We start from the raw sequence: 25,736 nt of genomic DNA, 5'->3' as shown, positions 1-25,736 counted from the left end.
CTTTCATGCTAACGCGATTCAGCCAGCCATGACCAGACGAATCACGCCCGGTAATTTTAAGTTCGATTTGGTAAATCTTCCGGTAAATGTGCTCGCGCTTACGGCCTTTGGGTGAAAAAAGCGGGAAACGGGCTTGTCAGCTAAGCCCTGAAAAGTAGCAGTAAAACCCTCCTGCCCATAAGCGCGCAGGCCGGAAATGAAAATAATGGTCAGTTTTATCAGCGCGCGTTTGGCGATCCGGCACAGCAGAAAAGCTGAAAAAAAAGGCAGATCGAACGATCTGCCTTTCAAACGCTGTTGCATGGCCGGAGGGCCTGCGTCCTGCTTTATCAGATATCGATATTGGCGGCTTTCAGCGCGTTCTCTTCGATAAAGGCGCGGCGCGGCTCCACCGCATCGCCCATCAGCGTGGTGAACAGCTGGTCAGCGGCAATCGCATCCTTCACCGTAACGCGCAGCATACGGCGGCTGTCCGGATCCATCGTGGTTTCCCACAGCTGCTCCGGGTTCATCTCGCCCAGTCCTTTATAACGCTGTACCGACAGGCCGCGACGCGACTCTTTCACCAGCCAGTCCATCGCCTGCTCGAAGTTAGCGATCGGCTGACGACGCTCGCCGCGTTCGATAAAGGCATCTTCCTCAATCAGGCCGCGCAGCTTCTCGCCCAGCGTACAGATCTTGCGGTATTCGCCGCCCGAGATAAATTCGCTGTCCAGCGGATAATCAGTATCAACGCCGTGCGTACGGATACGCACTACCGGTTCAAAGATATGCTGCTCGCGGTTCTGGCGCACATGGCTGGCATAGGTGCTGCCGTGCTGCTCGTTCTCGTTCAGGCGCGTCACCAGCTCGTCGATCCACTGCTGAACCGGCGCCTCTGCGGAGATATCGCTCAGCGTCGGGTGATAGATCAGCGCGTTCAGCAACGCCAGCGGATAGCGGCGCTCCATACGCTTGATCATCTTGCGGGTGCTGTTGAACTCGGCCACCAGGTTTTCCAGCGGCTCGCCGCCCAGCGCAGGCGCATCGGCGTTGGTGTGCAGCGTCGCGCCGTCCAGCGCGATGGCGATCTGATACTGATCCATCGCCTCGTCATCCTTGATGTACTGCTCCTGCTTGCCTTTTTTCACCTTGTACAGCGGCGGCTGCGCGATATACACGTGGCCGCGCTCGATAATTTCCGGCATCTGACGATAGAAGAAGGTCAGCAGCAGCGTACGGATGTGCGAGCCATCCACGTCCGCATCGGTCATGATGATGATGCTGTGGTAGCGCAGCTTGTCCGGGTTATATTCGTCACGGCCAATGCCGCAGCCCAGCGCGGTGATCAGCGTCGCCACTTCCTGCGAAGCGAGCATCTTATCGAAGCGCGCTTTTTCCACGTTCAGGATTTTTCCCTTCAGCGGCAGGATAGCCTGGTTTTTACGGTTACGGCCCTGCTTGGCGGAGCCGCCCGCAGAGTCCCCTTCCACCAGATAGATTTCTGACAGCGCCGGATCGCGCTCCTGGCAGTCTGCCAGCTTGCCCGGCAGGCCGGCCAGATCCAGCGCGCCTTTACGACGGGTCATTTCGCGAGCGCGACGCGCTGCTTCACGCGCGCGGGCTGCATCGATGATTTTACCCACGACGATTTTGGCATCGCCCGGATTTTCCAGCAGGTACTCTGCCAGCAGCTCGTTCATCTGCTGCTCAACGGCTGATTTCACCTCGGAAGAGACCAGCTTGTCCTTGGTCTGCGAAGAGAACTTCGGATCCGGTACCTTAACGGAAACCACGGCAATCAGGCCTTCGCGCGCGTCGTCGCCGGTGGCGCTGACCTTGGCTTTTTTGCTGTAGCCTTCTTTATCCATGTAGGCGTTCAGGGTACGCGTCATCGCCGCGCGGAAGCCGGCCAGGTGCGTGCCGCCGTCGCGCTGTGGGATGTTGTTGGTAAAGCAGTAGATGTTTTCCTGGAAGCCGTCGTTCCACTGCAGCGCCACTTCCACGCCGATGCCGTCTTTCTCGGTAGAGAAATAGAACGCGTTAGGGTGGATAGGCGTTTTGTTGCGGTTCAGGTACTCCACAAACGCCTTGATGCCGCCTTCATAGTGGTAGTGATCGTTCTTGCCGTCGCGCTTGTCTTCCAGCTTGATAGAGACGCCGGAGTTAAGGAACGACAGCTCGCGCAGACGCTTCGCCAGGATCTCGTACTCGAAATCGGTGACGTTGGTAAAGGTTTCGTGGCTTGGCCAGAAACGCACGCGCGTCCCGGTCAGGTCGGTTTCGCCGGTTACCTGCAGTGGGGCCTGAGGCACGCCGTGAACGTAGATCTGCTGGTGAACTTTGCCTTCGCGACGGATGGTCAGCTCCAGCTTTTCAGACAGGGCGTTAACCACCGACACGCCTACGCCATGCAGGCCGCCGGACACTTTATAGGAGTTATCATCAAATTTACCGCCTGCGTGCAGCACGGTCATGATCACTTCCGCAGCGGAAACGCCTTCTTCTTCGTGAATGCCGGTTGGAATACCACGACCGTCATCCTGCACGGAAACGGAGTTATCGGCATGGATGGTGACCAGAATGTCTTTACAGTGACCTGCGAGGGCTTCGTCGATGGCGTTGTCCACAACCTCGAATACCATATGGTGCAGACCGGTGCCGTCATCCGTATCGCCGATATACATACCCGGGCGCTTGCGTACCGCATCCAGCCCTTTCAGAACTTTGATACTTGAGGAGTCATAAGAATTCGACATCAACGTTTCTCGCTCGTTTAATCTTCAGGTTGAACCGCTATTTTACCCTGTTCCACGTGGAACATCTTGCCCTTTTCGTCAGCCATATCGAACACATGATCGGCACTAATAGCGCTGACAAAAACCTGGGCCCGAGTGGCCTTTAAGCGCGATGCCAACAGGTGGCGCCGCGTCTCATCCAGCTCGGAGGCAAAATCATCTATCAGATACAGGCAGCGTCGCCCGTTCTGTCGGGTGAGAAACTCACCCTGCGCCAGCCTCAGGGCGCACATCAACAGCTTTAACTGGCCGCGCGACAGCAGATCCTCCACCGGCGTGCCGTCGGCGCGAATGCGGAAGTCCGCTTTGTGCGGGCCGCTGGCCGTGTAGGTTAAGGCGCGATCGCGCTCAAACTGACGCTCCAGCAGATCGCGATAGTCCGTTTCTTTATCCCAGCCACGCTGGAAAGAGAAATTCAGCGCAAACTCAGGCAGAAACTGCGCGCAGGTGGCGGTGATATCCTCAGCAATGGCTTCGCTGTAGGCGGCGCGCCACTGGCTTATCTGCTCCGCCAGCGGCGCCAGCTCCTGATCCCAGGCGCGGATCTGCTGGTAGCGCGTGACCTGGCGCAGCGCCGCGTTGCGCTGCTTCAGCAGCCGCCGCAGGTTGCTCCAGGCGGTGAAAAAGCCCGGTTCGTTATGAAAACAACCCCAGTCGATATAGGCGCGCCGGTACTTCGGGCCGCCGTTAAGCAGCGTAAAGCCTTCCGGCGTAATCAGCTGCATCGGCAGCATCTGCGCCAGCTCGGCCACTTTATGACCATCGGTGCCGTCAACCCGCACCTTGCTGTCGCCCGCACGATTTTTGGTCAGGCCGACGGTGGTTTCACGCTCGGCCCCTTCAATGCGGCCGTGCAGAATAAAAGCGTCCTGCTCGTGGCGGATCACTCTGCCTGCCTGCAAACTGCGGAAAGCGCGGCCGTGGCCCAGCGTATAGATAGCTTCCAGCACGCTGGTTTTGCCGCTGCCGTTAGCGCCGACCAGAAAGTTGAAGCCGGGCGCCAGCGCCAGATCGGCATTTTCAATGTTGCGAAAATCTTTGATAAGCAGGCGGGTTAAAGCCATAAGTGGAGTCATTCCGCGGGCAGTAGATCGGATAAAACGGCACGTGCTGTTATACAAGGCCAGAGCGTTACGGTGCGGGCGAGCCGCCGCCGCGTGAAAGCACGCGAGGGCGGCGGGCGCCGGACCAAGTCAGCCCGATAATTTTACTACAAACGCATTGGCATGACGACATAGGCCGCCGACTGGCTGGCCGCGTCTTCAATCTGCACGCTGGAAACGGAGTCGGTCAGCAGCAGACGTACGTTTTCGCACTTCAGCGCGTTAAGCACGTCCAGCACGTAGCTGACGTTAAAGCCGATTTCGAGATCGGTGCCGCCATAAGTGACGTCCAGGATCTCTTCCGCTTCTTCCTGTTCCGGGTTGTTGGCGGTAATTTTCAGCTGATTTTCGCTGATATACAGGCGAACGCCACGGAACTTCTCGTTAGAGAGGATTGCCGCGCGCGAAAAAGCCTGCTTCAGCAGATCGCAGCCGGCATCCAGCGTTTTGTCCGGGTTTTTCGGCAGCACGCGACGATAGTCCGGGAAGCGGCCATCCACCAGCTTGGAGGTGAAGATAAAGTCGCCGACGTGCGCGCGAATATTGTTGCTGCCGATCTGCACCTGTAACGGCGTCTCGCCGCCGTCCAGCAGGCGCACCAGCTCAATCACGCCCTTACGCGGCACGATCACCGAATGATTGGGCAGCGACTGGCCTACCGGCATCGAGCAAACCGCCAGACGGTGGCCGTCGGTGGCGACGGTGCGCAGCTCTTCGCCTTCCGTTTCAAACAGCATCCCGTTCAGGTAGTAGCGTACGTCCTGATGGGCCATAGAAAACTGGGTGGCTTCGATCAGGCGCTTCATCGTGGCCTGCGGCAGCGTGAATTCCACCTCGCTTTGCCAGTCGTCCAGGTTCGGGAAGTCGCTGGCCGGCAGCGTGGAAAGCGAGAAGCGGCTGCGGCCGGAGCGCACCAGCATTCTTTCGCCATCCAGGATCACCGTGATCTCTGCGCCTTCAGGCAGACCGCGGCAGATATCGAAAAATTTACGCGCGGGCACGGTGGTCGCGCCCGGCTCGTGATCCTGCGTCAGCGCGACGCGGGCCACCATTTCCATCTCTAAGTCCGTTCCCGTCAGCAGCAGGCTGCCGTCGTTAACCTGTAAAAGCAGGTTGCCGAGGATCGGCAGCGTCGGCCGGCCGCCCAGCGGGCTGCTGACCTGCTGTAAAGGTTTAAGTAACTGCTCACGTTCAACAATAAATTTCATAGCGTCAGGAAGATAATGTTCTGATTAGATTTGAGAAATCTTCTTTAATATCGTGACTCTCTTCACGCAGCTGCTCGATCTTGCGACAGGCGTGCAGCACCGTAGTATGGTCACGACCCCCGAAAGCGTCGCCGATTTCCGGCAAGCTGTGGTTGGTCAGCTCTTTCGCCATCGCCATCGCCATCTGGCGAGGACGCGCGACGGAGCGCGAACGCCGCTTGGAAAGCAGGTCGGCTACCTTAATCTTGTAATATTCCGCCACCGTCTTCTGGATATTATCGATGGTGACCAGCTTTTCCTGCAGCGCCAGCAGATCGCGCAGCGCTTCACGCACAAAGTCGATGGTGATGGCGCGGCCGGTAAAGTTGGCGTTGGCGATCACGCGGTTCAGCGCGCCTTCCAGCTCACGCACGTTGGACCGCAGGCGCTTGGCAATAAAGAAGGCGACCTCGCCCGGCAGGCGAATATCGTTTTCATCCGCCTTTTTCATCAGGATAGCCACGCGGGTTTCCAGCTCTGGCGGCTCGATCGCCACCGTCAGGCCCCAGCCAAAGCGGGATTTCAGACGATCTTCGACGCCGTTGATCTCTTTAGGATAGCGATCCGACGTCAGGATGATCTGCTGATTGCCTTCCAGCAGCGCGTTGAAGGTGTGGAAAAACTCCTCCTGCGAGCGCTCCTTGTTGGCGAAAAACTGAATATCATCGATCAGCAGCGCGTCTACCGAACGGTAGTAGCGCTTAAATTCTTCAATGGCGTTGTTTTGCAGCGCCTTCACCATGTCCTGCACAAAACGTTCCGAGTGCATATAGACCACTTTGGCGTTGGGCTTGCGCGCCATAATGCCGTTACCCACAGCATGCAGCAGGTGAGTTTTCCCCAGGCCAGTGCCGCCATAGAGGAACAGAGGGTTATAGGCGCCGCCGGGGTTGTCGGCGACCTGACGAGCGGCCGCACGCGCCAGCTGGTTCGATTTACCTTCAACGAAGTTATCGAAGTTATGCTTGGTGTTCACGTTTGAACGATACGACAGTTCCGCAGGCGCAGGCATGCTGTCCCAGCTTGGACGTACCGGTGCCGGTCGGTTCATCGGCGGCGGCGCGCTGGCGCTGCTCATCACCGGCTGGCTGACCGGACGCGTTACCGGCTTGCTGCCGACTTCAAAGCGCAGCAGCGGCACATCGGCGCCGCAAAAGTCATTAAGCAGCGCATTGATATTGTTAAGGTATTTGTCACGAACCCAGTCGAGCACAAAGCGGTTTGGTGCATACAGGGCCAGGGTGTTGTCGTTCAATTCAGCCTGGAGCGGACGTATCCACATGCTGAATTCGGTGGCAGGTAGTTCATCCTGCAAACGGGCAAGACACTGTTGCCAAAGCGTAAGTGACACGGCGGACTCCACTCGAAAATATTCGATAAGAAAAAAGGCGCTGAAGCGATAAATTCATCATTGTTGACGCATGCAGATGACGCACATACGAACCGCTGTCCGCGGTTTCTCCGCCGCTGACTGACCCGAAGGATCGCTAACGGAAGGGCGGATCATAGCGCAAAGCGCAGCAGAGATCTTCACTTTCTACACAGTTTTGTTCCAATTTATCCACAGGGCAAAGCGCGCAGGGACAAGTTTACTCGTTCGCGCTCAAAAGACATTCAGGATCCTGCGCATAAGATGAAAATTTAAGGCGCCGTCACGTTATTTACGCAACGCGCTTGCAATAAGATCGGCGGAAGATCCTGAACGATCCTTGCGCTTTACGACAGAGGCCGTATAATTCGTGCCCCGGCGTGTTGCGCTCTGGCCCGTACCGGCTGGTTTTGCGGTCGAACGGGATATCCAGACGCGCCTTTAAAAGCGAAGTAAATTGACTCCGGACTGTACAATTATTACAATCCCGCCTCTTTATTAAAGATACACTGAGGCGTCGGTTGGTTTTCGGACCTTTCAAGCGCGTCACTAAGTGAAATTTTCCAAGTTTAGGTAGAAATCGCCATGAAACGCACTTTTCAACCGTCCGTACTGAAGCGCAACCGTTCACATGGTTTCCGTGCTCGTATGGCAACAAAAAATGGTCGTCAGGTTCTGGCACGTCGTCGTGCTAAAGGCCGTTCACGTCTGACCGTTTCTAAGTAATAAAAGCTAACCGCTGAGTGGTTAAGCTCGCATTTCCCAGGGAGTTACGTTTGTTAACTCCCACTCATTTCACTTTCGTCTTCCAGCAGCCACAAAGAGCCGGTACGCCGCAAATCACCATCCTCGGCCGCCTTAACTCGCTGGGGCATCCCCGCATCGGTCTTACCGTCGCCAAAAAACATGTTAAGCGCGCACATGAACGCAACCGGATCAAGCGATTGACCCGCGAAAGCTTTCGTCTGCGTCAGCACGACCTGCCCGCTATGGATTTTGTAGTGGTGGCGAAAAAAGGCGTGGCCGATCTGGATAACCGTGCGCTGATGGAAGCGTTGGAGAAGATGTGGCGTCGTCACTGTCGCCTGGCTCGCGGCTCCTGATTGCGCTGATCCGCGTTTATCAACGCGCGATCAGCCCGCTTTTAGGACCCCACTGTCGTTTCCACCCAACCTGTTCGCAATACGGTATTGAGGCATTGCGCAGGTTTGGTGTGGTAAAAGGCAGTTGGTTGACGATGAAACGCGTATTAAAATGCCACCCTTTGAACCCGGGTGGTGACGATCCGGTGCCGCCAAAAACCGACGATAACTGAGAACATTAACGATGGATTCGCAACGCAATCTTTTTCTCATCGCTTTTCTGTTCGTGTCTTTTATGATCTGGCAGACCTGGCAGACGGACCATGCTCCGCAGCCGCAGCAAACCCAGACCACGCAAAACACGACAGCAGCCGGTGATGCCGCAAACCAGGGTGTACCCGCCAGCGGCCAGGGCAAAACGATCACCGTTAAGACTGACGTCCTGTCTTTACAGATCAATACTCGCGGTGGCGATATTGAGCAGGCGCAGCTGCTGACTTACCCGGACAAACTGGGTTCTTCACAGCCTTTCCAGCTGCTGGAAACCTCGCCAGGCTTTCTCTATCAGGCACAAAGCGGCCTGACCGGACGCAACGGCCCGGATAACCCGGCCAACGGCGCCCGCCCGCTTTACACCACGACCCAGGACAGCTTTGAGCTGGCTGACGGCGCGAGCGAGCTGCGTATTCCAATGACCTTTACGGCGGAAAACGGCGCGACCTATACCAAAACCTTCGTGCTGAAGCGCGGCGAGTTTGCCATCGACGTCGATTACCAGATCAACAACACTACCCAGCAGCCGCTGGAAGTGGCGATGTTCGGCCAGCTGAAGCAGACTATCGATCTGCCTAAGCATCGCGATACCGGCAGCAATAACTTTGCGTTGCACACCTTCCGTGGCGCGGCTTACTCCAGCAGTGAGACCAACTACGAGAAGTACAAGTTCGATAAAATCAGCGATAACGAAAACCTGAGCGTCAATACCAACAACGGTTGGGTGGCGATGCTGCAGCAGTACTTCGCTACCGCCTGGGTGCCGCGCACCAACGGCGCCAACACGCTGTACACCAGCAATCTGGGTAACGGCATCGCTGCGGTAGGCTACAAGTCTACGCCGGTTTCCGTTGCGGCAGGCGCGCAGCAGAACCTCAACGCCACGCTGTGGGTTGGCCCGGAAATTCAGGATAAAATGGCGGCTATCGCCCCACACCTGGATCTGACCGTGGACTACGGCTGGCTGTGGTTTATCTCTCAGCCGCTGTTTAAGCTGCTGAAGTTCCTGCACAGCTTTATCGGTAACTGGGGCTTCTCCATTATCGTCATCACCTTTATCGTGCGCGGCATCATGTACCCGCTGACCAAAGCGCAGTACACCTCGATGGCTAAGATGCGTATGCTGCAGCCGAAGATTCAGGCGATGCGCGAGCGCTTAGGCGACGACAAGCAGCGCATGAGCCAGGAAATGATGGCGCTGTATAAAGCAGAGAAGGTGAATCCGCTGGGCGGCTGTCTGCCGCTGGTTATCCAGATGCCGATCTTCCTTGCGCTGTACTACATGCTGATGGGCTCTATCGAGCTGCGTCATGCGCCGTTCGCGCTGTGGATCCATGACCTTTCTGCTCAGGACCCGTACTACATCCTGCCGATCCTGATGGGCGTGACGATGTTCTTCATTCAGAAGATGTCGCCGACCACCGTGACCGACCCGATGCAGCAGAAGATCATGACCTTTATGCCGGTTATCTTCACCGTGTTCTTCCTGTGGTTCCCGTCTGGTCTGGTGCTGTACTACATCGTCAGCAACCTGGTGACCATTCTGCAGCAGCAGCTGATCTACCGCGGGCTGGAAAAACGCGGTCTGCACAGCCGCGACAAGAAAAAAGCTTAACCGACATCCCGTCGCCAACGGCGCGGACAAGGGTTATCATAAGGCGGTCAACTGACCGCCTTATTTTTTTGCCTTAAAAAGAGAGTCGAACATGAGTCATAGCGAGACTATCGTCGCCCAGGCGACGCCGCCAGGCCGCGGTGGCGTGGGTATTCTGCGCGTTTCCGGCCCCAAAGCCGCCGAGGTGGCCCAGGCGCTGCTGGGCAAGCTGCCGAAGCCCCGCTACGCCGACTATCTGCCCTTCCGCGACGCCGATAGCACCACGCTGGATCAGGGAATTGCGCTCTGGTTCCCCGGCCCGAATTCCTTTACCGGCGAAGACGTGCTGGAGCTGCAGGGCCACGGCGGGCCGGTAATTCTGGATCTGCTGCTGAAGCGCATTGTGGCTATTCCCGGCGTGCGTATCGCTCGTCCCGGCGAGTTCTCCGAGCGCGCCTTCCTTAACGACAAGCTCGATCTGGCGCAGGCGGAGGCTATTGCCGATCTGATTGACGCCAGTTCGGAGCAGGCGGCACGCTCGGCGCTGAACTCGCTTCAGGGCGCTTTTTCGCTACGCGTCAATACGCTGGTGGAAGCACTTACTCACCTGCGCATCTACGTGGAAGCGGCGATTGATTTTCCCGACGAGGAGATTGATTTCCTCTCGGACGGCAAAATCGAAGCCCAGCTGAATCAGGTGATAGCCGATCTGGACAGCGTGCGTGCCGAAGCGCGTCAGGGCAGCCTGCTGCGCGAAGGCATGAAGGTGGTGATTGCAGGCCGCCCCAACGCCGGGAAATCCAGTCTGCTCAACGCGCTGGCGGGCCGTGAAGCGGCCATCGTTACCGACATTGCCGGTACCACGCGTGACGTGCTGCGTGAGCATATCCATATCGACGGGATGCCGCTGCATATTATCGATACCGCCGGGCTGCGCGAAGCCAGTGACGAGGTAGAAAGGATCGGTATTGAGCGCGCCTGGCATGAAATTGAGCAGGCCGACCGCGTGCTGTTTATGGTTGACGGCACCACCACCGGCGCGACCGAACCGGCGGAAATCTGGCCGGACTTTATCGCCCGTCTGCCCGCCAGCCTGCCAATTACCGTGGTGCGCAACAAAGCGGATGTTACAGGCGAAACGCTGGGGCTGACGCAAGTAAACGATCACTCACTTATTCGTCTCTCCGCGCGTACGGGTGAAGGCGTTGAGGTGCTACGCGAGCATCTGAAGGAAACGATGGGCTTTGCAGGCAATACCGAAGGCGGCTTCCTGGCGCGCCGTCGCCATCTTCAGGCGCTGGAGTTAGCGGCCGTTCACTTACTTCAGGGCAAAGAGCAGCTGCTGGGCGCCAAAGCGGGCGAGCTGCTGGCGGAAGAGCTGCGCGTCGCGCAGCAGGCGTTAAGCGAGATCACCGGCGAGTTCACCTCCGACGATCTGCTGGGACGGATTTTCTCCAGTTTTTGTATTGGTAAATAATCATTTAAAATGGTGCTCCTGCTGTGGGCACCGTTTTTATTTATATTTCACTCCCACATGAACTTATATCTTTTTACTTTCACTCATTAAGACAGAATAATTTTTTACCATTACTCAGACGAATGTCGCAATTTTTTAGCGTTAAAGTAATTATTATTGCATCAGCTTCACTTATGCATTCAGGCCAGACAAAGCGGTGAGATACCGCCGGGATAATTTATTAACATAAAGAAAGAAATTAATATTTTTATTGTATTTATACAATAAAAACAATGAATTACATAGAATACTTATAAAGAAAGGAGGCTGTATTTTATAGGGAAGAATAAGTTAAAAACACCTTACAAATAAAGATAAATTTTCCATATGATATATTAAGGACAATCCTCATGAAAAAAACTTTCATTAATGGCCTGGCCGCACTATTTTTTTGCTCTGTTACTATGACGGCCTGTGCAGCTGATGACACGACGCTAAATTGTAAAAATTCGAGTACGATAACAGCGCTTAATTTAAAAACATTAGGCTTGAAATTATCGGCAGATACGCCTGTCGACACCGTAATCTATAGCGGAAAAATGGGCGTAAAATTTAATTGTGCGTTAGATCAGCTTAAGCAGTATGGGCAAGACGCGGAAGTCTACTTCAAACGTAATGCTGCAGGCGAGTTGGGGTATGGGCTGACCATTTATGTTGGCTACGGCGATACCGAGCCGGGAGCAGCCCCCGTTAATATCCCTACGGGGAAAAAAGTTTCTACCTATGCCTATACCAGCGGCGGCACAGTGGGTACCTATACGGAGGTTGAACTTTCCGTTCCCTTTAAAATTGTCAGAACCGCTATGTCAACAGCGCCCTATTCGGCGTTGAGAAACTATGTTAATCCGTTTGCTGTCGGGTCTAAAATCCCCGGCACAGATTTGCAGTTTCAGGTCAATAACATCAAAAAAGCGATTACCTTAGAATAAGGGCAACATAGAAAACGCCTGTAATTACAGGCGTTTTTTGCTAAAGCTTACAGCTCAATCACCCTGTCCGCGCTGGCGATAGTCGAAGGCCGGTGCGCGATAAAGATCCGGGTGATTTTCAGCGCCGCCACGGAAGCATTGATATGCGCCTCGTTAGCCAGATCCAGATGGCTGGTCGCCTCATCCAGAAACAGGATGTTGGGCCGTCGATATAAGGCTCGGGCAATCAGCAAGCGCTGCTTCTGTCCGCCCGACAGGCTGCCGCCCAGCTCGCTAATCAGCGTCTCGTAGCCCATCGGCATCGCGCTAATTTCCTCATGAATATTGCAGTCCATGGCGCAGCGGATAATACGCTCCATATCCTTCTCGCCGTCAAAGCTGGCGATGTTCTCAGCGATGGATCCGGCAAACAGCTTGTCTTCCTGCAATACGCAGGCGATACATTCCCGATAGTTATTCAGCCCGATATTGTTGATATTCAGGCCGTTGATCAGGATTTCGCCCTCGGCAGGCGCCAGCAGGCCGGACATGACCTTCATCAGCGTGGTTTTGCCAATGCCGGAAGGCCCGACAATCGCCACGCTCTCGCCGGCCTCGACGATGATATTCAGCCCGCTGAAAATCGGTTTCGACAGTTTGTCATACTGATAGGTGACGCCGCGCGCCTCAAAGCTGGCCGGTTCGCCCGAGGCGACCAGCGCCCGGCCCGGCTGGCTTTCTTCGGCGTCGGTAAAGACGATGTCCGCTACCCTGTCGCTGTGCAGCGTCAGCATTTTCAGCTGTAGCACCATATTGATCAGGCTGGCGGCCCGGTCGGAAAACTGGCCGCGATAGGCGTTGAAGGCGACAAACATACCCAGCGTCATTTGACCATCGATCACCATTGAGGCGCCAAGCCACAGGATCACAACCTGGTCGATGGTGCTGATAAACGTGTTTACGCCGCCAAACAGCAGATCGAGTCGGGTCAGGCGAATATTGGCGTTGGTGGTGTCGATATTCAGATTTAGCCAGAACTGCGCTCGCTTGGCGGTTATGCCCAACGCTTTTAACGTGCCGATGCCGTAAAGGCTTTCCATAAAATGCGAGCTGGCCCGCGCGCCCTTCACAATCTGCTCTTCCTGCGCCTGCCGATAGCGCTGCCAGGTCGCCAGGCGCAGCAGCATATACAGCGCCGTAAAGCCCAGCACGACCCATACCAGCCAGCCGCCGTACAGGAACATCATGATAAACACGCCAATCGACATCAGCGAGTCGATAATGCCGTTCACCAGGCTGCTGGTTAACGTGTTGCGGATCACGTCCAGCGAGCCAAAGCGGGACTGAATATCGCCAAGCTTGCGCTTCTCAAAATAGTTGAGCGGCAGATTAAGCAAATGATCGAACATGCCCGCTTTCCACTGTACGTCGATCAGCGATCCCATCACCAGCGATGTCCAGGCGCGCAGCATACTGACGAAGGCGCGGAACAGGATAAAGCCCAGTAGCCCGATACAGATCAGCGACAGCAAATCGTGGTCTTCCGCGATAATCACATGATCCATCACCAGCTGCGTGCCTACCGGCATCAGCAGGTTAACCGCTTCTATCACCAGCGAAAGGCAGAAGATTTTGGCCAGGAAGCCCGGCAGCCCGCTGACGTTTTTCATCATCGTGGTAAAGCTCAGGCTGCTGCGTTGTTTAATGCGGGAGAACTCGCTGTCTGGCCAAACTTCCAGCGCCACGCCGGAAAAGTGCTGGGACATTTCCGCCAGCCCGACAACACGCCGGCCAAAGGCCGGATCGTGCAGGATAAAGCGCGAGCCTTTAACGGCAACCAGCACCACGAAGTGGCTCATATCCCAGTGCAGCAGACAGGGCGTTTTCAGCTGTTTCAGCTCGTCCAGATCCAGCGCCAGCGGTCGCGTTTTCAGCTTCAGCTGCCTGCCGATGTCGATCAGCACGGCCAGCGTAGCGCCATGTGAAGAGATGCCAAATCGGCTGCGCAAATTAAACAGGTCAATATCCATGCCGTGATAGCGGCAGGCCATGACCAGACAGGCCAGGCCGCATTCTGCCGCTTCGGTTTGCAACACGACCGGCACTTTGCGCCGAAAGCTGAAATTCAGCCGACGCAGGAGAGTGTCAAACAGAGGATCGTTCATTTACAGGCCCGCTAATGCTTTTTTTGAGGTCATAGTAAGGCGACAGCATCCACTGCCAGAGAGGCCGTTTTTCCAGAAACAGCGTGGCCTGCGCTTTCATGCCGCTGGAGAGCGCCAGGGGCTTGCCCTGATAGCTGAAGCGGCTCTCTTCAAGCGACACGATTACCTTGTAATAGGGTTCGATGACGCCGTCGGTGCGCGGAAGCGTGTTGTACTTGCCCATTTCCTGATAGGAAGCCGGCACGTTGGAAATGGACAGGATGCGGCCCGGAAACTGGCCATATTTCTCGAAGGGGAACGCTTCATAACGCAGGTTGATGGCGTCGCCAGGATGGACATAGGGCATGCTGGTGTTGGGCAGCCACAGCATCAGGTAATAACGGTTGCTGCTGGCGGGCGTCAGCTGGGCCAGGCTGTCGCCAGGGCTGACCATTTGCCCTTCCGTCACGCTCATATTTTCAATTTTGCCGTCGCTCGGCGCGGTAATAAACAGCGTGCCGCTGGCGTCCACCTCCGCCAGCTGGCGCATCAGATCGCTGCGCTGCGCCTGATATTGCGAAATCTGGTTGTCATATTCGATCCCCCTGGTCAGCAGCTCGCTCTCCAGGCTGCTAATCTGCAAAGCTTCCTGAATAACCTGCGTATTCAGGCTCTGCCAGGCATTCTGCTGCTGATAAAAAAGATAGCGCTGATTGGCAAACTGCTCTTTGTTAATCAAACCCTTACGTAAGTAATCACCGTAACTCGTCATGCTTTTCCGCATTTCGCTCAGGCCGTTTCCGGCTTCAAAAATCAGCGTCTGCGATTTTTGATGCGCCGCCTGGTACTGCGCCAGCTGATGCTGCAAATTCTTCAGCGTGGCCGCTTTGTTTTTCTGAAGCCGGGCGATAATCGTTTCCGATAGCGCAATCTGTTGATTAATCGCAGCGCTCGAACGGACGCTGACGTTGCCGGTCAAGGTAATCCGGCTGACGTCGATTTGATAAAGCCGATCGCCCTTTTTTACGCGCTGCCCGGTTTCAGCCCAGGTTTTGGTAATAAACCCTTGCTGTGGTGCAAGGATGGTGATGGCGTGCGGCAACGAGATCACCTCGCCGTTGACGTTAATTCGGCGGGTAAAGGTGCCGTAAAGAATAAACATCAGCAGCAAAATAAAGAACAGCATTGACGCCAGAGCGACGGCCCAGGCGGGATAGCCGGAGGTTAACAACGCCTTACCCAGCCATTTCGTCTTCAGATGCTGCACCGCTTCCATGCGAAATAAAGGTTTGTTTTCCATAACATTCTTAGCGTTTGATTATAAAAGATTTATTAGCACTTACTGATGAAGTGAATAAAATCCGGCCTTCCGTGCCTGGCAGAGGAAAGTACACTATTTCCCGTACGACAATCAACTTCAATTTAAAATTGAAAATAACAACAATATTTAATTCTACTACACTAATTTATTGGAATTCTTCTGCACTCCCTTTAGCAATTATATATTGGCATTACAGGAAATTATTAAACTTAAATAAGACAATGAAGATATTAAAAAGCCATGTAAAAAGAATATTGACGATGAGAACCACACGCGCATTCGTTAATATTAATCCTAATTTAGAGGTAAAACGGGAAAGTTACGTGTCACGCGCTAAGAAAATTCTTACAATAATAACGCGTTTTCACCCATTTTCACGGAGCGACAGATGGCCAGCCATTTCGCACGCTGGATCCTGACGGATACCCGCGTCCCGGTACACCAACTTTCTCAACAGATAACAGAAAGCGCCAGTAACCTACCGGAAAGACGGCGGACGCGCTTTCTGGTGGCCCGTATGCTGCTGGCGGAAATGCTGCTGCGCCTTTATGGCATTTCGCCGCTGCCTGAAATCCGGCTCTCACCAAACGGACGTCCCCACTTTGCCGATCCGCAGCTGCCCGATTTCAGCATCGCCTACGCAGGCAATATCGTTGGCGTACTGCTGGCCGGAGAAGACGGCAGCGTCGGGCTGGATATGGAAATCGTCCGCGCCCACAGCCGCCAGACGCTGGAGCGATATTCACGTGAAATTTCTCCGGCCGAAAAAGCCTGGATACTGGCCCAGACCGATCCCGATGAGGCGGCCACCCAGCTCTGGACGATGCGGCAAAGCATACTAAAGCTGTCCGATAACCCGGAAAAAGATTCGCTGAGACTGCATCCCGCGTCCGGGCGCCTACGCTCGCTGTTGCAGCCGCAAACAGAAGCCTTTTCCGACGTTGAGCCGCTGATTATCTGGTCTTGCGCCCATTCATCGGGCTGTGAGCGGCTCTCGCTGTGGGAAGTGGACAACGCGCGCTGGAAAGGCCTGCAGGATATTCCAGCCACGGGACAGAAGATGGGGCCGCGCGCGCTGCGGCTGGTGAGCCTGCCGCCGGAAAAAGCAATCGCGCTTTAGCGCGGCCAAAAAAAAACGGGCCAGCGGCCCGTTCAGATTAGTGCGCGTCGATAAAGACAATTTTTAACACAAACAGGATCGCCACGACGATGACGCACGGCGAAATTTCACGCCAGCGGCCCGTGCCCAGCTTCATCACGCAGTAAGAAATAAAGCCCAGCGCAATCCCTTCGGTAATAGAAAAACTGAACGGCATCATCACGGTGGTAACAAAGGCCGGCACCGCTTCGGTCAGGTCGTCCCACTTGACGCGCGCCAGGCTGGAGGTCATCAGCACGCCTACGTAGATCAGTGCGCCTGCGGCAGCGTAAGCCGGCACCATGCCCGCCAGCGGCGACAGGAACATCACCAGTAGAAACAGCACGCCCGTCACCACGGCCACCAGGCCCGTGCGTCCGCCAATAGAAACGCCGGAGGAGCTTTCGATATAGGCGGTAACGGAAGAAGTACCGATGTAAGCGCCCGCTACCGAACTGATGCTGTCGACGTAAAGCGCCTGCTTCATGCGCGGAAACGTGCCTTTTTCATCGGTCAGGCCCGCTTTATCCGTTACGCCAATCAGCGTGCCGGAAGAGTCAAACAGGTTTACCAGCATAAAGGAGAAGATGATCCCCGCCATGCCGACGTTCAGCGACCCTTTCAGATCGACTTCGCCCAGAATGGACGTAATGCCCGTAGGCATAGAGAACACGCCGCCATACTTCACGTCGCCCAGCGCCAGGCCGATCAGCGTAGTCACCACAATGGAAACCAGCACTGCAATATGAATATTGCGGGAAGCCAGCACGGCAATAATAAAGAAGCCCAGCGCGCCCAGCAGGACGCTGTGGGAGGTCAGATCGCCTACCGCCACCAGCGTTTCTTTATTGGGCACCACGATCCCGGCGTTTTTCAGGCCGATCATCGCGATAAACAGGCCAATACCGGCAGTAATACCCACGCGCAGGCTGACCGGGATATTGGAAATCATCCAGTAGCGAATGCGGAAAAGGGTCAGCAACAGCAGCCCTACGGCGCCCCAGAAGATGGCGCCCATGCCGGTCTGCCAGGAGACGCCCATCGCGCCGACGACCACGAAAGCAAAAAAGGCGTTCAGGCCCATTGCGGGCGCAAGCGCTACCGGCAGGTTGGCGACCAGCCCCATCAGAATACTGCCTCCGGCGGCGATCAGGCAGGTCGTCACGAATACCGCCTGGGTATTCATGCCCGCCACGCCGAGGATCTGCGGATTCACGAACACGATATAGACCATGGTCAGGAAGGTGGTAAAACCGGCAATCACTTCCGTACGCACCGTCGTGCCGTGTTCCTGTAGTTTGAAGATCCGCTGCAGTAGACCTGAGTTGTTCATATAAGATTCCAAAACGGAGAAAAGTTATCGTCGGCTATCCTAAACGATAAATTTTAATTTGCCAGACGGCGCCAGAGTTTTTTCGCAACCGATTGCGCCTTGTTAGCCCTGACTTCAGCGCCGTTAACGTAAAATTCATCTTTTCCGGTCGCGTTTTACCTTTCCACGCGTAAAGTAAAAGCACGCCCCTTCGTTAAGGATGAACCGATGTCTGTTAGCTGTATCTTTTTTGATTGCGACGGCACGCTGGTGGACAGCGAGCTGCTTTGTACCCAGGCCTATGTCAATACGTTTGCGCGCTACGGCGTCGAGCTGTCGCTGCAGGAGATGTTTGAAAAATATAAGGGCGTAAAGCTCTATGACATTATTGCCGACGTGACCGCTGAACATCATCTCAGCGCCGATGTCACGGAGCTGGAGCCGGCTTACCGTCAGGAAGTGGCGCGCCTTTTTGAGCAACAGCTACAGCCGATTGCGGGCGCGAAAGCCCTGCTGGCGCAGATTAGCGTGCCGATGTGCGTGGTATCGAACGGCACCGTGCCGAAAATGCAGCATTCGCTGGGATTAACCGGGATGCTCGACTATTTTGATGACCGATTGTACAGCGGCTATACGATTTCACGCTGGAAGCCCGATCCCGCGCTGATGGCATACGCGGCGGAACAGATGGCGATCCCGCTGGCGCAGTGCATCCTGGTGGATGATTCCGAAGCGGGCGCCAAAGCAGGCATCGCGGCGGGTATCCCGGTGTTCTATTACTGCGCGGACGCCCACAACAGGCCGCTGGATCATCCGCTGGTGACGCCTTTTGACGATATGGCGCAGCTGCCGGAGCTGTGGCGGCAAAAAGGCTGGCAACTGACGCGCTGAGCAGGCACTCCGCGCCAGGCGGCGCGGACACCGTTTAGCCGATCGCGCCCAGCGTATCTTCGCTGCCCTGCTTTTTCGGCAGTAAAAACAGCGTGGCGAAGATATCCAGCAGGTAAATCAGCGCCAGCAGCGTAATCGCTGCCGTAAAGGAGAACTGCATCGCCAGCAGTCCGATAACCAGCGGGCCAAAACCGCCGACGCCGCGGCCCAGGTTAAATAAGACGTTTTGCGCCGTAGCTCTGACCTGCACGGGATAGGTGTCTGAGATCAGCGCGCCGTAGCCGCCGATCATGCCGTTGACGAACATCCCCATCACGGCGCCCGCAAACAGCATCATCATCGGATCGCGTAGCTGGGCGTATGCCACCACCATCACGACCGCACCAGCCTGATAAAGCAGGAAAATCTTCCAGCGGGCAAAGCGATCGGCCAGCATGCCGAACAGCCAGATACCCAAAGTCATGCCCACGACCGTGACCGCCGTCCACAGCCCCGATTTGGTCAGCGAGAAGCCAAAGCGGCTGGAAAGGTAAGCCGGCATCCAAATCATCAAGCCGTAGTAGCCAAAGTTCTGTACCGAGCACAGGATAAAAATCCCCAGGCTGGCCTTAGTCGTGGCGGCATCTTTACACAGCAGCTTCAGCCTGGCGGCGAACGATAAGCCCTGATGAACATCCACATGCCGCGTAAAGCCTTCCGGCTCGCCCAGGCCGCGCCGGATAAAAAACGATGCGGCGGCAGGCAGCAGCCCGACCAGGAACATGCCGCGCCAGCCGATGTAGGTTAACAGCAGCGGGGTAATAAAAGCGGCCAGCAGCACGCCAAGCTGCCAGCCGATGCCGACCCAGGCGGAAGCACGGTTACGCTTGTTGGCGGGCCAGGCTTCGGCAATCAGCGCCATGCCGATGCCAAACTCGCCGCCCAGCCCCACGCCCGCCAGCGTGCGGTACGCCAGCAGATCCCAGTAGCCCTGCGCAAAGGCGCAAAGCCCGGTAAACACGGAAAACATCAGGATGGTAAAGGTCAGCACGCGGATCCGGCCCAGCTTGTCGCTGAGATGGCCGAACACGACGCCGCCGATCACCGCGCCAATCAGCGTCCAGGTGACCAGCGAGCCTGCCTGTGAAGGATCGAGCGCCAGAGAAAGGCTGATGGCGGGCAGCATAAACCCGAGGATCAGCAGATCGAAGCCGTCCATTGCGTAGCCGCTGATCGCCGCCAGCATCGCTTTGCCTGGCGTTACGCCTTTTTTTTGTTGCATCACGGGAGTTCCTTGCCGGTGTGAAGTGCGGCAAGTATAAATTACGAGCGCCGCCAGACCAACTTAAAGCGTCAGGCCGGAAGCGCGATGGTCAGACTGGCTTGTCGTCGCTTTCGCCGGTGAGCAGCTCGTCCAGCTTGTCGCCGCCAACGTGACGGAAGTCCTGACCTTTCACGAAATAGAAGATGATTTCACAGATATTCTGGCAGCGATCGCCAATACGCTCGATAGCGCGCGCGCAGAACAGCGCGGTCAGCACGCTGGGAATGGTGCGCGGATCTTCCATCATATAGGTCATCAGCTGACGCACGATGCCCTCATATTCCTGGTCGACCTTTTTATCTTCCCGATAGATTTCAATAGCCGCATTGAGATCCATGCGCGCAAAAGCATCCAGCACGTCGTGCAGCATCTGGATGGTGTGATAGCCCAGCGATTCCAGATTTACCAGCAGCGACTGGTGCTGCTGGCCAAATTTTTCCAGCGCCGTGCGGCTGATTTTTTCCGCCACGTCGCCAATGCGCTCCAGCTCGGAAATGGTTTTGATGATCGCCATCACCAGACGCAGGTCGCTGGCGGTCGGCTGGCGCTTGGCGATAATGCGCACGCACGCCTCGTCAATCGACACCTCCATCATGTTGACCTTCTGATCGCCATCGATCACCCGCTGCGCCAGCTCGGCATCCTGGTTGTGCATCGCGACGATGGCGTCCGTCAGCTGTTTTTCCACCATGCCGCCCATCGTCATCACCTGGGTGCGGATGTGCTCCAGCTCGGCGTTGAACTGCCCGGAGATATGTTTATTCAGATTGAGATTATCCATGCGTTTCTCCAGTCAACTTAACCATAGCGGCCAGTGATATAGTCTTCGGTTTGTTTTTGGTGCGGTTTGGTAAACAGCGTATCCGTATCGCTGAACTCAATCAGCTCGCCCAGATACATAAAGGCCGTATGGTCGGAACAGCGCGCGGCCTGCTGCATGTTATGCGTGACGATCACCACGGTGTAATCCTGCTTCAGCTCGGTGATCAGCTCTTCGATACGGCCAGTGGAAATAGGATCCAGCGCGGAGCACGGCTCGTCCAGCAGCAGCACCTCCGGGCGAATGGCAATGCCGCGAGCAATGCAGAGGCGCTGCTGCTGGCCGCCGGAAAGGCTGTAGCCGCTCTGCTGCAGCTTGTCTTTGGTTTCCGTCCACAGCGCTGCTTTGGTCAGCGCCCATTGTACGCGCTCATCCATTTCGGCACGGGAAAGTTTTTCGAACAGGCGCACGCCGAAAGCGATGTTATCGTAAATCGACATCGGGAACGGCGTCGGTTTCTGGAACACCATGCCGACGCGCGCGCGCAGCAGGGCGATATCCTGGCTGGCGGTCAGGATGTTTTCGCCATCCAGCAGGATCTCGCCTTCCGCGCGCTGTTCCGGATAGAGCGAAAACATCTTGTTAAACGTGCGCAGCAGCGTCGATTTACCGCAGCCCGACGGGCCGATAAAAGCGGTGACCTGGTTTTTAGCAATATCCAGATTGATATTCTTCAGCGCATGAAATTTTCCATAGTAAAAGTTCAAATCACGAACCTGGATCATATTGCCGGAAGTGTTGTCAGCCATTCTTTTTCTCGCTTATACGCGCCGCCGCAGCCGCGCGTTAGATCAGTGTTTGCTTTTGGCAAAAATCACGCGCGCCAGAATATTTAAAATCAGCACGCAGACGGTAATCAGCAGCACGCCTGCCCAGGCCAGGCTTTGCCATTCGGCAAACGGGCTCATGGCGAATTTAAAAATCGTCACCGGCAGGTTAGCCAGCGGCTGCAGCATATCGGTGCTCCAGAACTGGTTGGAGAGCGAGGTAAACAGCAGCGGCGCCGTTTCCCCGGCGATACGCGCTATCGCCAGCAGGATGCCGGTAAGAATGCCCGATATCGAAGCCTTCAGCGTAATGGCCGAAATCATTTTCCATTTCGGCGTACCCAGCGCGTATGCCGCTTCGCGCAGGCTGTCCGGCACCAGCTTCAGCATATTTTCCGTGGTGCGAATAACCACGGGGATCTGCAACAGCGCCAGCGCCACCGCGCCCGCCAGGCCCGAAAAGTGCTGCATCTGCGCTACCACCAGCGTGTAGACGAACAGGCCGACCACGATGGAGGGAGCAGAAAGCAGGATATCGTTGATAAAGCGGATCGTTTCCGCCAGCCAGCCTTTACGGCCATATTCCGCCAGATAGATACCGGCCATGATGCCCAGCGGCGTCCCCACGATGGTCGACCAGAAAATCAGCAGGCCGCTGCCCATAATGGCGTTAGCCAGACCGCCGCCTGCCGTATTGGGCGGCGGCGTGTTTTCCGTAAACAGCGCCAGCGTCATGCCGTCCACGCCGCGCGCGATAGTCGCCCAAAGGATCCAAATCAGCCAGAACAGGCCAAACGCCATCGTCAGCAGGGAAAGGGTCAACGCGATGCGGTTTTTCATCCGCCGCCACGCCTGCATTTTACGGCGGGAGGCTTCCAGCTCCGCGCGGGACTGCATGGCTATCATGCTCATGAGCGCGCTCCTTCACTTTTCGCCAGGCGGATAATCATCAGCTTTGAACAGGCCAGCACGATAAAGGTAATCACAAACAGGATCAGCCCCAGCTCCATCAACGCGGCGGTATGCACGCCCGATTCCGCTTCGGCGAATTCGTTTGCCAGCGCGGAGGTGATGCTGTTGCCCGGCATAAACAGCGAAGCGCTGTCCAGCTGGTAGGTATTACCGATAATAAAGGTCACCGCCATGGTTTCGCCCAGCGCGCGCCCCAGCCCCAGCATAATGCCGCCGATCACGCCGTTTTTGGTAAACGGCAGCACGATGCGCCAGATCACTTCCCAGGTGGTGCAGCCGATGCCGTAAGCGGACTCTTTCATCATCACCGGGGTCTGCTCGAAAACGTCACGCATCACCGAGGCGATATAAGGAATGATCATGATCGCCAGGATAATCCCGGCAGCCAGAATGCCGATGCCAAAAGCCGGGCCGGAGAACAGCGAGCCGACAATAGGCACGTTGGCCATCAGCTCGCCCAGCGGCGTCTGAAAATAAGTGGCAAACAGCGGAGCGAAGATAAACAGCCCCCACATGCCGTAAACGATGCTGGGGATGGCGGCCAGCAGCTCGATCGCCACGCCTAAAGGACGACGCAGCCAGTTTGGTGCCAGTTCGGTGAGAAACAGCGCGATGCCAAAGCTGACCGGCACGGCGATAACCAGCGCGATAGCAGAGGTCACCAGCGTGCCGTAAATCGGCACCAGCGCGCCGAACTGTTCATTAGGCGCATCCCAGGTTTTGGTCCACAGAAAGGAGAGGCCAAATTTCTGAATGCTGGGCCAGGAAGAGACGATGAGCGAGACAATAATGCCGCCGAGCAGCAGTAAGACAATCAGCGCGGCCAGCTTGACCAGCGCGCCAAAAATGAGGTCACCCTGCTTGCCGGGAGCCTTGAATGTCGGCCTGGATGTAGCCATAAAATTCCCGATAGTGAACGTTTTTGGGCGGCACAGCGGCCGCCCGAAACTTATAGCCGTTTAGTCAGCTTAGTACAGCGCTTTGCCCGAGCTGTCTTTAATATTGGTTTTCCATGCGGCGCGGATCTGCTCTACGACGGAGTCCGGCAGCGCGGCATAGTCCAGGCTGGTGGTGACCTGGGCGCCGTTTTTATAGGCCCAGTCAAAGAACTTCAGCACGGCTGCGCCCTTCTCCGCGTTGGCCTGATCTTTCTGCATCAAAATAAAAGTGGTGGAGGTGATTGGCCAGGCGTTATCGCCTTTCTGGTAGGTCAGATCCTGCGCGAAGGATTTGCTCCAGTCCGCGCCTTTCGCCGCGTCGCTGAAGCTCTGTTCGCCTGGCGCAACGGCTTTGCCGTCGGCATCCAGCAGTTTGGTATAGGCCAGGCTGTTTTGTTTGGCGTAGGCGTATTCCACATAGCCAATTGAGCCAGGCAGACGCTGCACGAAAGCGGCTACGCCGTCGTTGCCTTTGCCGCCCAGGCCAGTTGGCCAGTTAACGGTGTTGCCTTTGCCAACTTTGCTGTTCCAGTCGCTGTTCACCTTCGCCAGATAGCTGGTGAATACAAAGGAGGTACCGGAACCGTCAGCGCGGCGCACCACGTTGATATTGGCATCCGGCAGCTTGACGCCAGGGTTCAGCTTAGTGATGGCCGGGTCGTTCCATTTCTTTACGTTACCGAGATAGATATCGCCAACGGTTTTGCCATCCAGCGTCAGTTCGCCGGATTTTACGCCGGGAATGTTCACCGCCAGCACCACGCCGCCAATCACGGTTGGAAACTGGAACAGGCCGTTTTTCTGCAAATCTTCTTCTTTCATCGGCGCGTCGGACGCGCCGAAGTCGACGGTCTTAGCAATAATCTGTTTTACGCCGCCGGAAGAACCGATCCCCTGGTAGTTAATCTGCGCGCCTGTTGCTTTGTTGTACTCGGCCGCCCATTTGTTATAGACCGGCGCCGGGAAAGTCCCGCCCGCGCCCGTCAGGTTGTCGGCGGCAAAAGCGGAAACCGCGCTCAGCGACAGCGTAACAGCCACCAAACGAGCCAGGTTTTTTTGCATCAGTGTCATATTCCCTCCAGGGGATAAAGTCAGTCTTTATACTGTTTTAGTATGATTAATGATTGCTGCTGGAGGCAAAATAGGACAGTTTGATGACAGTAAAATGTACACAATATGACAGTTTTGTGACGAACATCTTTTATACAGACATCCCAGAAAAGAGTGGATCGCCTTTGCAATCGCCCTGTTGTTACTTCGCTACGCCAGCAACGCGCGCGGCAGTTGCGTGACCCGGCTTCCGAATCGACGTCGTGTATCTTCCGGAAGCGCCGTTCAGTCGTTGCGCTGACTTTTCTCTGCATAAAATTCATTTTTTATCCAATATTTAGTGGCCCTGAGTGGGCTAATATCAAAGCCGAAAACGCGATGGAGGACGATTAATTTTCGCTCTCGTTTATGGAATGAAATACGTTATTAAGGGAAATTTTTATGAAATACACAGCAAAAGTGATTATTGGCAGCCTGCTGCTGGCCGCCACAGCTGGGCTGGCGCAGGCAAATGAGCAACCACCATTATTATCAGGCGATGGTTACCTGTCAGACAGAGATAACCTGGTTGCCTATTCCGATTACAGTAAAGGTTTTTCCCGCTCTTTTCAGATTGGTGACATAAAAGCTCTTATTGACGCTAACAAGACGTTGCAGGAGAAGGTAACGCAGCAGCAGGAGAGGCTTGAAAAGCTTGAGCAGCAGGAAGAAACGAAGAAACTGGATAAACAGCTCCAGGAGCTGAAAAAAAGCGTAGAGGAAAAAGACCGGGCAAACAGGGAAACGCAAGCCACCGTGCAGAGCCTTAAGGATCAAATCAGCGATCTGAAAAGGACGCTGGATGAGGTTAACAACAAAGTGAAATAGCTTTAAAAACGCGCCGATCCTCTGCAGGATCGGCGCGGTAGTCGGTTACTCTACCGTGACCGATTTCGCCAGATTGCGCGGCTGGTCAACATCGGTGCCTTTAATCAGCGCGACGTGGTAAGAGAGCAGCTGTAGCGGCACGGTGTAGAAGATTGGCGCGATAATCTCTTCCACGTGCGGCAGCGGGATAATACGCATCCCTTCGCTGTTGGCAAAGCCCGCATCCCGATCGGCGAACACGTACAGCAGGCCGCCGCGCGCGCCCCTTTTCAATGTTCCACTTCAGCTTCCCGGCTGAAGCATGTGCCGTCAACGGACAAAGAGTAGATTAGAACATCCGTTAT

General features: G+C 55.7%; 23 protein-coding genes and 1 pseudogene. 9 read left to right on the top strand and 15 right to left on the bottom strand.

Going from position 1 to position 25,736, the window contains the following annotated elements; all coding sequences use genetic code 11:
• Positions 1 to 18 precede the first annotated feature (18 nt).
• From AB6T85_RS08915 to dnaA, 5 genes are all read right to left on the bottom strand, one after another.
• Positions 19 to 303: a hypothetical protein gene (locus AB6T85_RS08915; protein ID WP_301251581.1), complete on the bottom strand. Its 285-nt coding sequence runs from the start codon at positions 301 to 303 to the stop codon at positions 19 to 21.
• Between the two features lie 26 nt (positions 304 to 329).
• Positions 330 to 2,738 (bottom strand): DNA topoisomerase (ATP-hydrolyzing) subunit B, encoded by a 2,409-nt coding sequence (gene gyrB / locus AB6T85_RS08910; RefSeq protein WP_253456777.1) that lies wholly within the window; start codon positions 2,736 to 2,738, stop codon positions 330 to 332.
• A 17-nt stretch (positions 2,739 to 2,755) separates the two neighbouring features.
• The gene (recF, locus tag AB6T85_RS08905) at positions 2,756 to 3,841 is read right to left on the bottom strand and encodes a DNA replication/repair protein RecF (RefSeq protein WP_253456780.1); all 1,086 of its coding nucleotides are present in this window, start codon (positions 3,839 to 3,841) and stop codon (positions 2,756 to 2,758) included.
• A 146-nt stretch (positions 3,842 to 3,987) separates the two neighbouring features.
• Complete coding sequence (gene dnaN, locus AB6T85_RS08900) at positions 3,988 to 5,088, bottom strand: DNA polymerase III subunit beta (RefSeq protein WP_253456783.1); 1,101 nt, start codon at positions 5,086 to 5,088, stop codon at positions 3,988 to 3,990.
• Positions 5,089 to 5,092: 4 nt separating this feature from the next.
• Positions 5,093 to 6,478, bottom strand: coding sequence for a chromosomal replication initiator protein DnaA (gene dnaA, locus AB6T85_RS08895; protein ID WP_253456786.1), 1,386 nt, complete (start codon positions 6,476 to 6,478; stop codon positions 5,093 to 5,095).
• Positions 6,479 to 7,081: 603 nt separating this feature from the next.
• Between dnaA and rpmH the strand changes: the two genes are divergently transcribed.
• From rpmH to AB6T85_RS08865, 6 genes are all read left to right on the top strand, one after another.
• A complete protein-coding gene (gene rpmH / locus AB6T85_RS08890) occupies positions 7,082 to 7,222 on the top strand; it encodes a 50S ribosomal protein L34 (RefSeq protein ID WP_003849659.1) in 141 nt (46 codons plus the stop codon).
• Between the two features lie 17 nt (positions 7,223 to 7,239).
• Entirely contained in the window at positions 7,240 to 7,599 is a 360-nt protein-coding gene (rnpA, locus tag AB6T85_RS08885) for a ribonuclease P protein component (RefSeq protein ID WP_125289198.1), read from the top strand.
• Entirely contained in the window at positions 7,563 to 7,811 is a 249-nt protein-coding gene (gene yidD, locus AB6T85_RS08880; RefSeq protein ID WP_125289197.1) for a membrane protein insertion efficiency factor YidD, read from the top strand. Before rnpA ends, yidD begins: the two co-directional genes overlap by 37 nt.
• 11 nt (positions 7,812 to 7,822) lie before the next feature.
• The gene (yidC, locus tag AB6T85_RS08875) at positions 7,823 to 9,466 is read left to right on the top strand and encodes a membrane protein insertase YidC (protein ID WP_125289196.1); all 1,644 of its coding nucleotides are present in this window, start codon (positions 7,823 to 7,825) and stop codon (positions 9,464 to 9,466) included.
• Positions 9,467 to 9,557: 91 nt separating this feature from the next.
• On the top strand, positions 9,558 to 10,922 hold the full coding sequence (gene mnmE, locus AB6T85_RS08870) for a tRNA uridine-5-carboxymethylaminomethyl(34) synthesis GTPase MnmE (protein ID WP_253456788.1): 1,365 nt from the start codon (positions 9,558 to 9,560) through the stop codon (positions 10,920 to 10,922).
• Between the two features lie 389 nt (positions 10,923 to 11,311).
• Positions 11,312 to 11,890, top strand: a complete 579-nt coding sequence (locus tag AB6T85_RS08865; RefSeq protein WP_369895327.1) for a hypothetical protein — start codon at positions 11,312 to 11,314, stop codon at positions 11,888 to 11,890.
• A 47-nt stretch (positions 11,891 to 11,937) separates the two neighbouring features.
• Here the strand turns inward: AB6T85_RS08865 and AB6T85_RS08860 are convergent, their stop codons facing one another.
• Both AB6T85_RS08860 and AB6T85_RS08855 read right to left on the bottom strand, forming a co-directional pair.
• Positions 11,938 to 14,034: a peptidase domain-containing ABC transporter gene (locus AB6T85_RS08860; RefSeq protein WP_301730564.1), complete on the bottom strand. Its 2,097-nt coding sequence runs from the start codon at positions 14,032 to 14,034 to the stop codon at positions 11,938 to 11,940.
• Entirely contained in the window at positions 14,015 to 15,313 is a 1,299-nt protein-coding gene (locus AB6T85_RS08855; protein WP_369895326.1) for an HlyD family secretion protein, read from the bottom strand. The genes AB6T85_RS08860 and AB6T85_RS08855 overlap by 20 nt, the downstream gene beginning before the upstream one ends.
• 409 nt (positions 15,314 to 15,722) lie before the next feature.
• Between AB6T85_RS08855 and AB6T85_RS08850 the strand changes: the two genes are divergently transcribed.
• Positions 15,723 to 16,454 carry a 4'-phosphopantetheinyl transferase family protein gene (locus AB6T85_RS08850; RefSeq protein ID WP_301251585.1) on the top strand — a complete coding sequence of 244 codons (732 nt, stop codon included), beginning with the start codon at positions 15,723 to 15,725 and terminating at the stop codon, positions 16,452 to 16,454.
• A 37-nt stretch (positions 16,455 to 16,491) separates the two neighbouring features.
• Here the strand turns inward: AB6T85_RS08850 and AB6T85_RS08845 are convergent, their stop codons facing one another.
• Positions 16,492 to 17,805: an NCS2 family permease gene (locus tag AB6T85_RS08845; RefSeq protein ID WP_125289191.1), complete on the bottom strand. Its 1,314-nt coding sequence runs from the start codon at positions 17,803 to 17,805 to the stop codon at positions 16,492 to 16,494.
• A gap of 207 nt (positions 17,806 to 18,012) precedes the next feature.
• Between AB6T85_RS08845 and yieH the strand changes: the two genes are divergently transcribed.
• A complete protein-coding gene (yieH, locus tag AB6T85_RS08840; protein WP_253456803.1) occupies positions 18,013 to 18,675 on the top strand; it encodes a 6-phosphogluconate phosphatase in 663 nt (220 codons plus the stop codon).
• A 34-nt stretch (positions 18,676 to 18,709) separates the two neighbouring features.
• Here the strand turns inward: yieH and AB6T85_RS08835 are convergent, their stop codons facing one another.
• The 6 genes from AB6T85_RS08835 to pstS form a co-directional block, all read right to left on the bottom strand.
• Positions 18,710 to 19,936 carry an MFS transporter gene (locus AB6T85_RS08835; RefSeq protein WP_301251615.1) on the bottom strand — a complete coding sequence of 409 codons (1,227 nt, stop codon included), beginning with the start codon at positions 19,934 to 19,936 and terminating at the stop codon, positions 18,710 to 18,712.
• Between the two features lie 91 nt (positions 19,937 to 20,027).
• Positions 20,028 to 20,759: a phosphate signaling complex protein PhoU gene (gene phoU / locus AB6T85_RS08830; RefSeq protein ID WP_253456809.1), complete on the bottom strand. Its 732-nt coding sequence runs from the start codon at positions 20,757 to 20,759 to the stop codon at positions 20,028 to 20,030.
• Positions 20,760 to 20,776: 17 nt separating this feature from the next.
• The gene (gene pstB / locus AB6T85_RS08825; RefSeq protein ID WP_125289188.1) at positions 20,777 to 21,547 is read right to left on the bottom strand and encodes a phosphate ABC transporter ATP-binding protein PstB; all 771 of its coding nucleotides are present in this window, start codon (positions 21,545 to 21,547) and stop codon (positions 20,777 to 20,779) included.
• A 42-nt stretch (positions 21,548 to 21,589) separates the two neighbouring features.
• Positions 21,590 to 22,477 carry a phosphate ABC transporter permease PstA gene (gene pstA, locus AB6T85_RS08820; protein ID WP_253456812.1) on the bottom strand — a complete coding sequence of 296 codons (888 nt, stop codon included), beginning with the start codon at positions 22,475 to 22,477 and terminating at the stop codon, positions 21,590 to 21,592.
• Positions 22,474 to 23,436, bottom strand: a complete 963-nt coding sequence (gene pstC, locus AB6T85_RS08815) for a phosphate ABC transporter permease PstC (protein WP_253456815.1) — start codon at positions 23,434 to 23,436, stop codon at positions 22,474 to 22,476. Before pstC ends, pstA begins: the two co-directional genes overlap by 4 nt.
• A 69-nt stretch (positions 23,437 to 23,505) precedes the next feature.
• On the bottom strand, positions 23,506 to 24,546 hold the full coding sequence (gene pstS / locus AB6T85_RS08810; RefSeq protein ID WP_369895324.1) for a phosphate ABC transporter substrate-binding protein PstS: 1,041 nt from the start codon (positions 24,544 to 24,546) through the stop codon (positions 23,506 to 23,508).
• Between the two features lie 420 nt (positions 24,547 to 24,966).
• Here pstS and AB6T85_RS08805 point away from each other — a divergent pair, with 420 nt between their 5' ends.
• On the top strand, positions 24,967 to 25,392 hold the full coding sequence (locus tag AB6T85_RS08805; RefSeq protein ID WP_253456821.1) for a PilN family protein: 426 nt from the start codon (positions 24,967 to 24,969) through the stop codon (positions 25,390 to 25,392).
• A 45-nt stretch (positions 25,393 to 25,437) separates the two neighbouring features.
• On the opposite strand, the pseudogene AB6T85_RS08800 reads toward AB6T85_RS08805, so the two are convergent.
• Positions 25,438 to 25,681, bottom strand: a pseudogene (locus AB6T85_RS08800) (glutamine--fructose-6-phosphate transaminase (isomerizing)); the annotation flags it as partial.
• Positions 25,682 to 25,736 lie beyond the last annotated feature (55 nt).

It is taken from the genome of Erwinia aeris (assembly GCF_041224955.1).
In the GTDB taxonomy this organism is placed as follows: domain Bacteria; phylum Pseudomonadota; class Gammaproteobacteria; order Enterobacterales; family Enterobacteriaceae; genus Erwinia; species Erwinia aeris.
Note: the sequence above shows the minus strand (reverse complement) of the source record. Positions and strands in the feature narration are given on the sequence as shown.